At 57.5% G+C, this 12,071-nt stretch carries 9 protein-coding genes; 5 read left to right on the top strand and 4 right to left on the bottom strand.

All coding sequences use genetic code 11. The features are described from left to right. Nucleotides 1-102: 102 nt before the first annotated feature. The gene (locus AC5S16_RS15745) at nucleotides 103-2,967 is read right to left on the bottom strand and encodes an Ig-like domain repeat protein (protein WP_493931045.1); all 2,865 of its coding nucleotides are present in this window, start codon (nucleotides 2,965-2,967) and stop codon (nucleotides 103-105) included. 366 nt (nucleotides 2,968-3,333) lie between these two features. On the opposite strand from AC5S16_RS15745, the gene AC5S16_RS15750 reads away from it, so the two are divergent. The 3 genes from AC5S16_RS15750 (at nucleotide 3,334) to AC5S16_RS15760 (ending at nucleotide 9,067) form a co-directional block, all read left to right on the top strand. Beyond that, a complete protein-coding gene (locus AC5S16_RS15750; RefSeq protein WP_493931046.1) occupies nucleotides 3,334-5,934 on the top strand; it encodes a hypothetical protein in 2,601 nt (866 codons plus the stop codon). 187 nt (nucleotides 5,935-6,121) lie between these two features. Next, nucleotides 6,122-6,460, top strand: a complete 339-nt coding sequence (locus tag AC5S16_RS15755; protein ID WP_493931047.1) for a PadR family transcriptional regulator — start codon at nucleotides 6,122-6,124, stop codon at nucleotides 6,458-6,460. A gap of 9 nt (nucleotides 6,461-6,469) precedes the next feature. Further along, nucleotides 6,470-9,067, top strand: coding sequence for an ABC transporter permease (locus AC5S16_RS15760; protein WP_493931048.1), 2,598 nt, complete (start codon nucleotides 6,470-6,472; stop codon nucleotides 9,065-9,067). Between the two features lie 74 nt (nucleotides 9,068-9,141). Here the strand turns inward: AC5S16_RS15760 and AC5S16_RS15765 are convergent, their stop codons facing one another. Further along, entirely contained in the window at nucleotides 9,142-9,885 is a 744-nt protein-coding gene (locus AC5S16_RS15765) for a 3-keto-5-aminohexanoate cleavage protein (RefSeq protein ID WP_493931049.1), read from the bottom strand. Then, entirely contained in the window at nucleotides 9,885-10,745 is an 861-nt protein-coding gene (locus AC5S16_RS15770; RefSeq protein ID WP_493931050.1) for a class I SAM-dependent methyltransferase, read from the bottom strand. The genes AC5S16_RS15765 and AC5S16_RS15770 overlap by 1 nt, the downstream gene beginning before the upstream one ends. A 108-nt stretch (nucleotides 10,746-10,853) precedes the next feature. On the opposite strand from AC5S16_RS15770, the gene AC5S16_RS15775 reads away from it, so the two are divergent. Further along, nucleotides 10,854-11,336, top strand: a complete 483-nt coding sequence (locus AC5S16_RS15775) for a c-type cytochrome (protein ID WP_493931051.1) — start codon at nucleotides 10,854-10,856, stop codon at nucleotides 11,334-11,336. 51 nt (nucleotides 11,337-11,387) lie between these two features. On the opposite strand, the gene AC5S16_RS15780 is transcribed toward AC5S16_RS15775, so the two are convergent. Beyond that, nucleotides 11,388-11,582, bottom strand: a complete 195-nt coding sequence (locus AC5S16_RS15780) for a hypothetical protein (protein WP_493931052.1) — start codon at nucleotides 11,580-11,582, stop codon at nucleotides 11,388-11,390. A 126-nt stretch (nucleotides 11,583-11,708) separates the two neighbouring features. Here AC5S16_RS15780 and AC5S16_RS15785 point away from each other — a divergent pair, with 126 nt between their 5' ends. After that, complete coding sequence (locus AC5S16_RS15785) at nucleotides 11,709-12,041, top strand: hypothetical protein (protein WP_493931053.1); 333 nt, start codon at nucleotides 11,709-11,711, stop codon at nucleotides 12,039-12,041. Nucleotides 12,042-12,071: the final 30 nt, after the last annotated feature.

Consider the following 12,071-nt stretch of genomic DNA (forward strand, 5'->3'; position numbering starts at 1 on the left):
GCCGCTCAGAATGACAATTCCTGGGCCGTTGTGAGTTATAGCTGTTTCCAAGAAAATACCCCACCCTGACTTCGTCAGGATGGGGCACCGGGTTTGTGGTTCTTACTGGACGGTCAGAGTCAGGTTGGTGGAGTGGCTGATAGCGCCGGCTCCGGAGCAGGTTGCGGTAACTGTGACCGTGCTGGTTCCAGCTGGCGTGCCAGAGTTGGCTGTGGATTTCGTGCTGCCGCCTCCGCAGGCGGTGATGGAGACAGCCGCAGCGGTGAGGATCAGGAGGGCACTGAAGAAGCGTACTCCTCTGGATACATTTTTCCTCCGGCGCGCGACGAGGCCGAGCATCATTCCCAGTCCGGGCAATACGAAACCGTAGAAGGTGCGAGGCAGGCCGCTCCGTTCATGCTGCAGCATGGCGCTGGACGCTGCTCCAACGACAGTGATCTTGGTGGTGGTGGAGTTGGTCCCATCCGGCGTCACCGTCTGGGGGCTGAAACTGCACTGGGCTCCGGCGGGCAGTCCGGTGCAACTGAAGGAGAGGGCGGAGTTGAAGCCATTGGCGGGTGTAATGGTCAGGGTAGTTGCACCTGACATGGCCGTAGGCGTGAGCGTCAGCGTGCCGGGGTTAAGGGCTATGGTGAAATCCGCCGCTGGAGGCGCGTTTACCGTGATGACCACAGGGGAAGAAGCTGAGGCAGCAAACGATGCCGTGGCGGCATATTGAGCAGTGATGGAATCGCTGCCTACTGGCAGGGCATTGGTGGTGAAAGTTGCCGTGCCGGTGCTGTCCAGGGTTCCGGTTCCGAGGGCTGTCGTTCCATTCAGGAAGGTCACTGTTCCCGCGGGGATGGCTGCGTTGCCTGTCGCGACTGTAGCGGTGAGTGTGACGTTCGATCCGGCAGTGAGCGTAGTGGCGGATGGCGTCAGAGTAGTTGTCGTGGCGGCAGGCGAAACTGTGACGCTCACGGCCGAGGACGTTGAGGCGGCAAACGATGTCGTCGCCGTGTACTGAGCAGTGATGGAATCCGTGCCCACGGGCAGGTTGCTGGCTGTGAAAGTTGCCGTGCCGGTGTTGTCCAGGGTTCCGGTGCCGAGGGCCGTGGTTCCGTTATAGAAGGTCACGGTTCCGGTCGGCGGCGTCGTGGTTGATGCGGAGACCGTGGCAGTCAGAGTCACCGGCGCTCCGAACAATGCACTGGTCGGTGTTGCAGTAAGGGCCGTAGTGGTCGTAGCAGGGTTCACCTGGATGGCTGCCATCATGCCGAGGTCCTCATGAGAGAGGACGTGGCAGTGATAGACGAAGGTGCCGACGATATTGGGATCGCGGAAATCCATCAGCAGGGTGACGCTCGGGTAAGGGTCGGAGGAATTGCCGCTCCAGTGCGGGACGTTGATGGTGTCGCGCATGGTCGGGTCATTGACCGTCTGGCCATTGATGGCGAGGGTCTGGAAGTGGATCTGGTGGATGTGGAAGGCGTGATCCATCTGCGAGCGGTTCTGAATGGTCCACTGCTCGACGGTGCCGTCCTGAATGGTCAAGGCAGGGGCAGCATTCATGTCGAAGACGGCCGGGGTCTGGCCGTCAACGGTGATTAAGAACTGCGCTGGCGAGGTGCTGAGATCGGTCGAGAAATAAATGGTGCGCGTGGTTGTGGGTGAAACGGTGTCGAGGGCCGCGAAGCGGGTGATCCGTTGAGGATGGGTCGTCTGCGGGAGCCTTCTTGCCGATACGGTCTGTACGGTCTGCGCTGTCTGGCCCGTTCGTGCGGATTGCGCGACTACGGATGACGAGGTTGTGCTGGCGGTGGCCTGGATGTTGGCCAGAGTCCTGCCCGGGTCAGGCTTACCCTGCGGGCCGGTGTCCCAGGTCTGGGAGACGAGCGTCGCGGTCTGGCCGGAGGCTGGGGTGGTGAGGGTGAACTCTACGCGTCCGGCGGGAGGCACGACGTAATTGGTCGCGGTAATGGGGGCTGGGTTTCCGTTACTGTCCTTGACCGGGACGCCGTCGACGGCGACGATTTTGAGGGTCTGGGCTGTGCTGCCAACCATAACCTGCAGGTTGAAGACCGTATCGGCCGAGGCGTTGAGAACGCGCCAGAATTCAGTCTCAGAGGGCGCTACCTGCATGACCGCGGGAGTATTGGTGGGGTAGAGGATGGGAACGTAGTTGATCGAGATGTCGTTTTCCGGCTTGGTGACGCTGGAGTCCGTTCCCGTGTAGGCGACAGGCTGGTCGCGCAGGACGATTGTCTTTTCCGGGAGATTGGCGAGATCCGTATCGAAGTTCTGGATGCCCTGAACTACGATGGCGCCGGAAGCTCCGCCGAGCACCTGCGCTTCGCTGTATCCATGGGGATGGGGGTGATACCAGTAAAGGCCTGGGGGCTCGTTCGCGGGTATATCAACGGAGTAGTCAAAGGTCTGGCCCGGCTGGATCAGGGTATGAATGACCTCGTCCTGGTGGCAGGTAGGGGCCACGTTGAAACCATGAAAGTGCATGTTGGTGAAGGTGGATTGCATGGTCGTGACATTGCAGGCTGCGTCAGTGGAGCTGCTGGTGTCATTCGCCTTCACCTTGTCGTCTTCGGAAAGGTGCATCTTCATGCCGGGCATCTGCTCGCTTGAGGTCTGCGATGCCGGGATGTCGTTCGTGAAATGGATGATGAGCTTGTCCCCGGGATTGACGATGAGGGTCGGGGACTCAACGCCTGTGTCGGTGACGAAGCAATAGCGCGTCAGCCCTGCGGCATCGACCACGGTCTGAAACTTAAATGTGACTTCCAGGGTGCCATTCTGGCTGGTGAGCGTGGGGGGCTCCGCGATGGTGGAGCCAGCGGCGTAGCGGGCGCAGACTGAGTCTGCGGGATCTGTGGTTGCCGCCGTGGACTGGGCAAACGCGGAGAAGGCAAGTTCATTCGCGCGAAGCGCCTTGCCTGGGCTTTGAGCATGTGCCGCAAAAAAGGTTAAGAACATCAATACGGATAGACACAGAGGTCGGGCGAGCGCTCGATTCAAGTGCATAAGGTCCCTTTTTAAATTCTGAAGTTGGTAAGCTGCCTGATGCCGTGCATTACTTACAGGTAACTAGCGGGTATTACCTGAGGATGCACGAAACGGCCGGCGTGTTGTGTCGCGGCGAGGAACAAGTCACTTTACCAAGGGTGGGAAATTCGATTTTCCGCCGCGATACAGGCCCATTTGTTTTTGATGGCCTGAAAATAAGTATAACCAATATGCGGCCCTCGAATAAAGATTCTGTCTCCTATAAAATAATGAGGCGAGCCTGTTCTTCCGCATCCATCTGCATCGAAAGGGTTGTAGAAACTGGCTTTGTTTCCTATGCCGATTCGTTTTCGCCTGCTGGTAGCCTTCCTGTTGTCGGCCACACTGCTGGCTGCAGCTGATCCTGCGCCTTTTGACCTGAATGGACCCAAGATTGACGTGCGGGTGACGCGCGATGGCAAGACTCTGCCTATCGCGAAGGTCCCGAACCTCGCTGTGGGGGACAAACTGTGGATACATGCGCAGCTTCCTCCGGACCAGGCGGTGAAGTACCTGGTAGTGGTAACGTTCCTGCGCGGCTCGACCAATCCTCCTCCGGAGAAGTGGTTCTTCAAGGCGGAGACCTGGGACAAGAAGGTGGCGCAGGAGGGGATTTTCGTCACGGTTCCGGATGGCGCGCAGCAGGCAGTGGTGTTTCTAGCTCCTTCGACGGGCGGGGACTTCGGGTCGATCCGTGACGCAGTGCATTCCCGGCCCGGCTCATTTGTGCGCGCTACGCAGGACCTGAACCAGCTGAGCCTGGAGCGCGCGCGCCTGGATGCTTACCTCAATTCAGTGCGGCTGATCAATGAGACCAATCCTGACCGGCTGAAGGATGTTTCGCCGCTGCTGGCGCGAAGCCTGAGCATCAAGCTTGACCAGGACTGCCTGCAGAAAGAAGTGGAACAGCAGGCGTCATGCCTGGTGCAGAAGCAGGACCAGCTGGTGATGGACGACGGGCACAGCCTTTCGATGACCGACGCGCTCACATCAGGAGCGACGAGCGACCTGGCCATGCAGCTGAGCTATACGCAGCGTGCCGGAGCAGGCTATTACAGCCCGTACATTGCGTCGGTGATGGACATTGCCCACATCATGGAGTCGTTCCACACGGCACAGTACCAGTACATTCCCGGGCTGAGCGTGATCCACAACGATCAGGTGGAGCTGAAGCTGAACACGCCGCCGTCGTTCCGCAATCCCAAATCGGTGATTGTGATGGCGCTGCCCTCGATTGATAAAGGGCACCTGCCGCCGCTGCGTCCGGTGGATGAGAAGCAGGTGCAATGCATCGCGAAAAACAAGCCGCTGCTTCCGGTGGAAGGAGCTCCGCTGGCCTTTTCAACCGACTACGCACATGACATGGTGCTGCGCGTGAAAGGCAAGGACGGCAAGGATATGGATATCCCGGTGAAGGCCGATCCTGCGCAGGGCGGATTCGTCGCCGATACGCATGGCATTCCTGTAGAGAATGTGGCCGGGGATTCGGGGACGCTGCATGGGTTCTGGGGATTTGACGCTTATACCGGGCCGGTATTCCATCTGCAGAACGGCAAGCAGGCGAAGTGGGAGCTTGCGGCCACAGACAAGCATGCGCTTGTCGTCGGACGCGAGGATACGCTGCATCTGACGTCGGCTGACGCGACCTGCGTGGATTCGGTAACAGCAAAGGATGCGGGCGGCAAGGAAATTGCAACGACGTGGAAGGTCGACCAGCCGGACCAGCTTGAAGTGAAAGTGCCGCTGAAAGACGCTTCTCCGGGCGCGCTGAAGCTGCAGGTGAAACAGGCGGGAGCGAAGCAGCCGCAGGAGCTGGCGCTGACGAGCCTGGATGAGGCTGGGAAGTATGTGAGCTTCACGATCAATGCGGGCGATCCGCAGGGCGTGCTTGCAGGCAACCGGCTGGATCAGGTGGCGAGCCTGAATCTGAAGAACATCGAGTTCAAGCCGGGGAAGCTGGCCAACACGGAAAGCGGCGACGAGCTGACGCTTGAGGCCGCGAATACTCAGGCTGCGGGCGCGCTGCATGCGGGCATGAAGGCTACGGGACAGGTGGTGCTGAAAGACGGGCGGACGCTGGATGTTCCGGTAAGCGTGGTGCCATCGCGGCCCAAAGTTCAGCTGTTGAGCAAAAGCGTGCAGCCTTCCGATGCAGTGAAGGCGACGCATATTCAGCTTACGGATACGAACCAGATTCCGCTGGACAGCACGGTTACGTTCTCGATAAAGGCGGTGACGCCGGAGACCTTCTCTCCTGACGAGAAGATCGAGATCGGGACCGAGGATGGGACGTTCCATTCGACGCTGAGCATGGCAGACGGCGGCATTACGCTGCAGGATGCGAAGACGGCGCTGGTGACGATGGATCCGTCAAAGAGCTTCGGGCCGTCGGCGTTCGGGCCGCTGCGTTTTCGTCCAGTAAATGCAAAGGGAACGACAGGCGACTGGCAGCCGCTGGCAACACTGGTGCGCCTGCCGACGCTTGACACCATACAGTGCTCGGGCGGAGCGGGCCAGATGTGCACGCTGAAGGGATCGAATCTCTTCCTGCTGCAGGGCGTGGCCTCGGATGCGGGGTTTGCGCAGGGAATGCAGGTTCCGGATGGATTTGCGGGCAATGCGCTGCAGGTGCCGCATCCGGTGAACGGGTCGCTGTTTGTGAAGCTGCGGGATAATCCCGCATCGGTGAATACTGCGGCACCACCGCGGCAAAACCCGCCACAGCGGGTGGCGCTGGCGCCTTCGTCTCCATCCTCCTCATCTTCTTCGACTGCTCCTGCCGCTCCTCAGAGCAGCGACCAGCAGCCTCAGCCAACGCAACAACAGGCGCCGCAGCCATCAACGGATCAGCCGGCGACGACGACTCCTGCTCCGCAGCCTCAGGCCCAGCCGCATTAAGATTCACAGGCGGGTGACTCATCTGCTCGCCTGATGATTCAAGGGCCGACTCAGCTATATCTTCTCATTCGTCTTATTACGGAGATTAGATCGCGCAACGAGATTTTGTGTTGTGCACAGACATTTTGTGTCTCTCCTTGACAATCTACACATTGTGCATGATATGTAGATTGTCAAGGAGAGACGGATGCCGCCCATCGAAAAGAGCGATCTGCTGCAAGGCACGCTCGATATGTTGATTCTGAAAATCGTTGCCCTCGGACCTGTACATGGATATGGCATTTCGCAGCGTATTCGGCAGATATCGAAAGAGATTCTGCAGGTACAGCAAGGCTCGCTTTATCCGGCTCTCCATCGCCTGGAAAAGCGCGGCTGGATTGAGGCCGACTGGGGCGAATCAGAAAATGGAAGACAGGCAAAGTTCTATCGGCTTTCCGCCAAGGGGCGCAGGCAGCTTGCGGAGGAGAAGGCGAACTGGCAGCGGCTCTCTGAAGCTGTCACGCTCATCATGCAGACTGCGCGCTAGGAGGACACCATGCCCTTCCACAAAAACTTCCGCAAGGCAAGATTTGACGATCAGAGCTATGACCGTGAAATTGCTTTTCACGTCGAAGAACTTATCGAAGCCAATGTAGCTGCAGGCATGAGTCAAGAGGAAGCACGCCGTCAGGCGCTGCTGGAGTTTGGAGGACAGGAGCAGGTCAAGCAGCAACTGCGCGAGATCCATGCTTCTATCTTTATGGACACGTTCCGGGCGAATCTACGCGCGGCCTTCCGCTTCATACGTCACTCGCCGTCATTCTCCCTGGTTGTGATACTGACGCTGGCGCTCGGTATCGGAGCAAACAGCGCTGTCTTTTCCGCCATCGATGCTGTCGTGCTGCGGCCATTGCCGTTCCCGCACAGTAATGAACTGGTGAGCCTGCGCCAATACGACTTCAAAAACAAAGCTCCAGAACAGGAAGTTGCTCCTGTGCGTCTTGAAGACTGGAACCGGCTGAACTCCACTTTTCAAGCCATCACGGGTTACTACACTGAAGATGTTTCAGAAACCTCTGGAGAACTTCCGGAGAAACTGACCGAAGCGAATGTCGCGCCTCGTTTCCTGCAAGTATGGGGAATGCTGCCAGAACTGGGCCGGGACTTTACTTCGCAGGAAGAACGTTATGGCGGACCACATGCCATGCTCATCAGCGATCGCTTCTGGCGCCGGCGTTTTCATGGCGATTCATCGGCATTAGGCAAAATGCTACACGTCAATGGGCACTCTTATACGATCGTCGGCATTTTACCGCAGTCATTTCGCTTTCCCGAAACGGATGTCGATCTTTGGGAGCCAAACCCTACCGGCTCACCTTGGGGTTTAATGCGCGACATTACATGGTTTCAGGCACAAGGGAGGCTCAAGCCCGGAGTTACGCTTGCCGAGGCCCGCGCTGACCTCGCTACTGTCCAGAAGCAACTCGGCCGGCAATTTCCGAAGACCGATGCCGATCTGGCCGTGAGAATGTCTCCGCTAAAGCAAGAGATTGTCGGTGAATCCAGTGATTCGCTCTGGCTGCTTTTCGGCTCCGTTTCTCTGCTTCTGTTGATTGCCTGCACGAACATTGCTGCATTGCTGCTCTCTCGCGCGACAGTTCGTGAGCATGAAGTAGCCATTCGTTTTTCACTGGGCGCCTCACGGCGGGCAGTTCTTTCGCAATTGCTTACGGAAACCCTTGTCCTTGCTCTGGCAGGTTCTATTGCAGGGTTGATCATTGCTGCCGAAGCTTCGCATTTTTTCGCATCTTTCACTAAAGATCTACCGCGTGTCGATGAGATCACACTGAACTGGCGCATTGTGGTTTATTCGATTGCCTTCGCATTCCTGACGGCACTGGCCAGCGGATTATATCCCGCGCTTCAAGCTACGCGCCGTGACCTGCTCCTTTCGCTTGGGCAATGCAATCGCACACAGGTGGCAGGCCGCAATCGATTGCATTGGACGTTGGTCGGCACACAGGTGGCGCTCGCCGTAGCGCTGCTTATTGGTGCTGGACTTCTGCTGCGCAGTTTACAGGCTATGGGCAGAGACTATCCGGGGTTTGAAACAGCACATGTGCTGACTCTGCGCATTAGCGGCTCGTGGAGCGAAACAGGAGACATGAAGAAACTCACGCCGCGCATCAATGGAACCCTCAACATGCTTCGTGCTATGCCCGGAGTCGAAGCTGCTGCGACTTCATCGTTTATTCCGGGAGAGCCGGTTGACTATCGGAGCGAATGGAAGATCACGGAGGGCCAGCAGGACCCGAACCGAAAGCTCATGGCTGATACTCGCTATGTCTCCGCCGGTTATTTCGCCGTGATGAAGATTCCGATACTGGAAGGCGACGCTTGCCGGGATGGATTACCGTACATGATCTCCGTAGTCAATCACAGTTTTGTGAGTGCATATATGCCCGATGGGGATGCTATTGGCCACCATGTGGTGATGGCTGCCTCTCCGAATGCACTGCATAACCAAATTACGGGTATTGTCAGCGACGCAAAAGAAGAAGGACTGAACCGCGAACCGGCTCCGACGCTGTACTGGTGCACAAGCGCACCGAGCGCCGATCCCTACTATCTGATCCGGGTTCATGGCGACCCCATGGCTATGGCAGATGCCATTCGCCGCGCAATCGGCAAACTGGAACCGGCGCGCTCCGTTTACGATGTTATGCCACTTAACCAGCATCTGAGCGATGCGTTTGCCGAGAACCGGCTCAGAACCTTGCTGCTTACGCTTTTCGCAATAACAGCGGTAGCTCTGGTCAGTATCGGGATTTATGGAACGGTTAGCTATCTTGGGCGTATTCGTCGCCGCGAGGTTGGACTGCGACTTGCCCTCGGTGCTATGCCTGGCGAGATTGTAAGACGCTTTCTCCAACAGAGCCTTTGCGTTGTCGGGTTGGGATCTATGGGTGGAATTCTACTTGGCTTTGGCATCAGTCATCTGTTTGCAAGCATGCTTTATGGTGTCTCTCCACTTGATACCATCACATATAGTATCGTCGTTGTTCTCATCCTTGGTGTGACTTTGCTAGCCACAATCATTCCCGCGATACGGGCCACCAGAATCGAACCCATTAGTATTCTTCGGGAGGATTGATAGTCTCCCGACTGTGATTCGACCAAACCTACAGACATGCGGTGACGAAACTGCCGCCGCATTTGCAATAGTCTCTATTGCGGGTAGGTGTGTGGCTGTGCACGAATCAGGTGCGCGGCAGTCGCGACCAGATCAGCGTTGTCCCGTGCCAGCTTGCCATCAGGCAGCAATGTGACATCTTCTAACCCGGTGCGAATGCCATGCCCTCTATCGAGTGCGCGTCGATTGACTGCCCAGCACGCTATACCGTATCCGTGGTGAACCTGCTCCAGCGTGATGCCTGCGGACAGGACAATGTCTTCCATAGCGGCAGCATGTTGAAGAGCAGTGTCGGGATCAGTGTCCAGCGACTCGATCAGGATGCGGCGACAGCGGTCTGCCAGTCCGGAAAGAACAAAAGCTCGCGCATCATCGATGCTCAGTAATCCAGCTTCGATGCCGACGCCCCGGGACAACAGCAACTCACAGAGCTTCACAATTCCCGATTCCCCCTGGTTCGCAGTCACAAGATCAGGCATCTCCTTCCAGGATTGGACGACACGGAAACGCTCTTCTGGATCGGACACAATCGCCGCTGATGTTGTTAAGGAAATCGGAGTCCTGGGGCACAGAGCCCTGACGGAGCGCAGAACTTTAGCGCAAGCAGTGCCGTCGAGAGTCTCCCGGCCAGCGTCGTCGAACGCATGAACATGTACGGATTGAGCGCCGGCGTCCACAGCTGCGCGAGCCGCCTCTGCAATAGCAGCCGGAGTGCGTGGCGCGGCCGGGTGAATCCGGTCGCCGTTCAGAGCGGACTGCAGGAAAGTCGCGGTCTGCATTACAGCCATGCGGTGACGAAGCCGCCGCCGGATTCGCCGCCGAGGCGCAGGCCATCGCTGCGGTTGCCGAAGTAGCGGGCGTTCATGTCGGCTGGGCTCAGGTCTTCGATCTGTTTGAAGCCGTGAGTCTCCAATTCCTTGCGTATTTCTTCCGGCGTGAAGAATAGCCGGAAAGGCTCGCCTGCTTTGGCTACGCGCGCGGCGAGATGGTCGAAGGCCATCCTTCCTCTTTCGCTGAGAGAAGCGCGCGGGAGCACATATTCAAACGTCACTGCTGTTCCGGCGGGCAGAGCGGCGATAACGCGAAGCGTGCCGCGGAAAGCTTCAAGCGTGAGGTAAGGTGTGACTCCCAGCCAGGAAAAATATGCCGGCTGATCAAAGTTGAATGCGGAGGCAGCGAGACCTTCAGAGAGAGTATGCTGCTCAAAGTCAACCGGAATGAAAGACAGGCTGTCCGGCACTACGATGCCGGCTGCTGCCAGCAGCTCGCGCTTCCATTCCTGTGTGGCGGGGTGGTCGATCTCAAAGACCTTGAGCTGCTCGGCAAGGTAAGGATTCCTGTAGGCAAAAGTATCGAGGCCGGCGCCGAGGACAACGTACTGGCGCACTCCACTGGCAATGGACTGGCGCAGATGGTCTTCCGCGTAACGGCTGCGCCCCACCATGAGCGCGCGCAGGGCGATGGCGAAGGGATGGTTGTGTTTTTCAAGATCGCCGGTGATGGCAGCTACCGCGTTCGGCCCAAGGATGGGCACGGCAACAGGGTCATCGAGCACCAGAGGAGGATGATCGATCAGCTGGTGCGCGGCGCGGCGGCCGGCGACGGCGAATGCGGTGAGGCTGGGTTGGCCTTTCTGCATAGTGGTTCCCGCTTTTGATGCTATCGCAAGCAGTACCGGCGCGGGGATTCACGATGGATTCCGCAATGGAAGAATGGAAATACGGATCTTTGTTTTCCCGGAGGAAGCGTGAGAGTTGGAAAATGGATCGCCTCTGTGGCGTGCGTTGCGGCGAGTCTGTGCGGATGCAAGGCGTCGAAGCCGAGCTCCTTTGAAACCCATTCGGTGAACTGGGTGAAACATCACGTGACAGTTGGCGGCAGTCATGACCGGAACCCACTCCCGGCGTCGAAGGAGAATATCGACGAAGGCAAGCAGGCATTTACGCAGTACTGCTCGGTATGTCATGGGCTCGATGGGCAGAATACGGGAGTGCCGTTTGCGGAGGTGGTGTCGCCTCCGGTGCCCTCGCTCGCTTCGAGCGAAGTGCAGGCATATTCCGATGGACAGCTGCGATGGATTATCCAGCATGGCATCGAGCCTTCGGGGATGCCTCCGGCAGAAGGACTGTTTGGCGATGACGATATCTGGAAGATGGTGCTCTATATCCGGCATCTGCCGCAGGCAGGAAGCCTGGGCGAGCCTCCGGCATATGGAGGTGGCGGGAAGTAGCTTCTCTACCTTTCTGAGTTCAGAGACAACGGTTGTGTCTCAGCAGGTACTTCAGGTGAGGTTCGCTGCGCTATAAAGATGATCTGTAAGGCGAGGCGGCTCGAATTCAATTGCGACAGCCTCCGGCATAGCCAGAAGGTCCGTGATGCTCTTCTGCTTCTCGGTGAGCTTCTGGTATTCCTCGATGGCCAGCGGGACGTGAGGCGACGACGTGGCATCGTCTTGATGACGAAATATCGTCTTCAATCTTCGTCTCAGGATGAGTTTCTGCGTCGCCTTACTGGGCTTCGATCGAAGAGCTAATCTTTTTATTTTCAATCCATTAAAGCACCGTCCAGTAGTGACGAAGCGCTTTGGCCATTCGTTTGCCATATGTATGAGCAGAAAGAAAGACGCAGGCGGTATCTGAAAATTTCAACGCAAGCCGAAGTTAACGTATTCACGCTGAAGATTGAGGGAAAGGTGATTGGGGCGTGGGCTTCTGAACTTGAGCGGGTATGGAAAGTTCTTGAGCCTTCGCTGAGTGCGAGACAACTTCGGCTGGATATCTGCGGAGTGCTTTATCTGGATGACAAAGGAAAACAGGTTCTGAGGGAAATAGTTGAGGCTGCGGATGCTCAGATTCTGGCTGATTCACCACTGACAAAACAATTCGCCGCTGAGGCGAGGCGGGGACTGCGGAAAAGAGACAGAGAGGGGACTTAAGGATGCAAGGTCTACATGGACTCGAATTAA

The sequence above is a fragment of the Acidobacterium sp. FHG110202_01 genome, from assembly GCF_059115305.1.

Excerpts from the sequence above, each read along its gene's own strand:
- AC5S16_RS15745 (WP_493931045.1), bottom strand. The coding sequence starts at position 2,967 with ATGTTCTTAACCTTTTTTGCGGCACATGCTCAAAGCCCAGGCAAGGCG.
- AC5S16_RS15750 (WP_493931046.1), top strand. The coding sequence starts at position 3,334 with ATGCCGATTCGTTTTCGCCTGCTGGTAGCCTTCCTGTTGTCGGCCACA.
- AC5S16_RS15755 (WP_493931047.1), top strand. The coding sequence starts at position 6,122 with ATGCCGCCCATCGAAAAGAGCGATCTGCTGCAAGGCACGCTCGATATG.
- AC5S16_RS15760 (WP_493931048.1), top strand. The coding sequence starts at position 6,470 with ATGCCCTTCCACAAAAACTTCCGCAAGGCAAGATTTGACGATCAGAGC.
- AC5S16_RS15765 (WP_493931049.1), bottom strand. The coding sequence starts at position 9,885 with ATGCAGACCGCGACTTTCCTGCAGTCCGCTCTGAACGGCGACCGGATT.
- AC5S16_RS15770 (WP_493931050.1), bottom strand. The coding sequence starts at position 10,745 with ATGCAGAAAGGCCAACCCAGCCTCACCGCATTCGCCGTCGCCGGCCGC.
- AC5S16_RS15785 (WP_493931053.1), top strand. The coding sequence starts at position 11,709 with ATGTATGAGCAGAAAGAAAGACGCAGGCGGTATCTGAAAATTTCAACG.